Raw genomic sequence first — 1,209 nt, 5'->3', positions numbered from 1 at the left:
TAAGTATTTAGACTATCTCGCAATAATTGGTCTTATAGATTCATCAAGTTTTGTTTTTGCTGATTTTTAGGCTTCTTTATTTTCGCTGCAATCCTGGAGGGAGTTGTGACGATGATCTCTCAACAAATGAACATGTTAGTTTTTTCAGCGGCAGTGCAGAAAGTCAATTCGATACTGTTCTAAACCATAAGCAACTACTGCATCAACTTCTTCATGTGTTGGGCTATCTCCCAGCACAGCACGACAAACCTTGCATTCAAAATTTCTCTCTACTTTATTAGATGGAAGTAATATTTATAATAAAATTACTCCATCACTCAAATACAAAGGCACTGCATTTGATCGCCACGAATATCAAGAAGAGCGTATTTTGCAAGACCAGGTAAAAACCTAAATTTGAATCAAATCCTCAATATTTTAAAGAACAAGATTATTAGTAACGGGGCAACATTGGATCAACCTCTTGAGCCCAGGCATCGATACCTCCTGTCACGTTTGTTGCCAAGATTCCATGCTCAGCAAGGAGTTGAGCGGCTTTCGCCGAACGCATCCCTAACTTGCAGTGCACAAAGAGACGGCGCCCTTCTGCCAGGGAGCGGACCTGCTCAATCGCCTCTCCGCTTTCAATCTTGGAGAGTGGAATAAGTACCGCAGAAGGGATCACCACAATCTCTGCTTCAGCAGGATTGCGAACATCAACAAGCGCCAAATCACCAGCATCTCCATCGAGAAGAGCTTTGAGCTCAGTAACACTGATCGTTTCCATCGCAAAAGAATCCATCTCTGTTGTGGCTGCACCACAGAACTGCGAATAGTCAATCAGGTCCTTGATCGGAGCACGACCAGAATCACGCCGCAGCGTGAGTTCTCGAAAGCGCATGGATAGAGCATCCACCACCAGCAAACGGCCATCGAGGCAACGACCAATGCCAGTGATTAACTTGATCGTTTCAGTGGCCTGAAGTAGGCCAATCAAACCCGGCATCACACCCATCACCCCTGCCTCTGAGCACGAGGGGATCGCACCAGGCGAAGGAGGAACAGGCAACAAATCGCGGAAGTTAGGACTTTCAGGATTGCAATTGAAAACAGTGACCTGACCTTCAAAGCGTTGAACAGAGCCATAAATCAGTGGCTTGTCTGACAACACACAGGCGTCATTAATTAAGTATCGACTAGCAAAATTGTCGGTGCCGTCGCAGACAACGT

The 1,209-nt window shown here is 45.6% G+C and carries 1 protein-coding gene; it reads right to left on the bottom strand.

Annotated features, from left to right (window positions below):
• Positions 1 to 433: 433 nt before the first annotated feature.
• Positions 434 to 1,209 (bottom strand): ThiF family adenylyltransferase (locus WH5701_RS00670; protein WP_037979253.1); only part of this gene is annotated, 776 nt, incomplete at its 5' end.

It is taken from the genome of Synechococcus sp. WH 5701, from assembly GCF_000153045.1.
In the GTDB taxonomy this organism is placed as follows: Bacteria; Cyanobacteriota; Cyanobacteriia; order PCC-6307; family Cyanobiaceae; genus Regnicoccus_A; species Regnicoccus_A antarcticus.
This window is presented reverse-complemented; position numbering and strand designations above follow the sequence as displayed.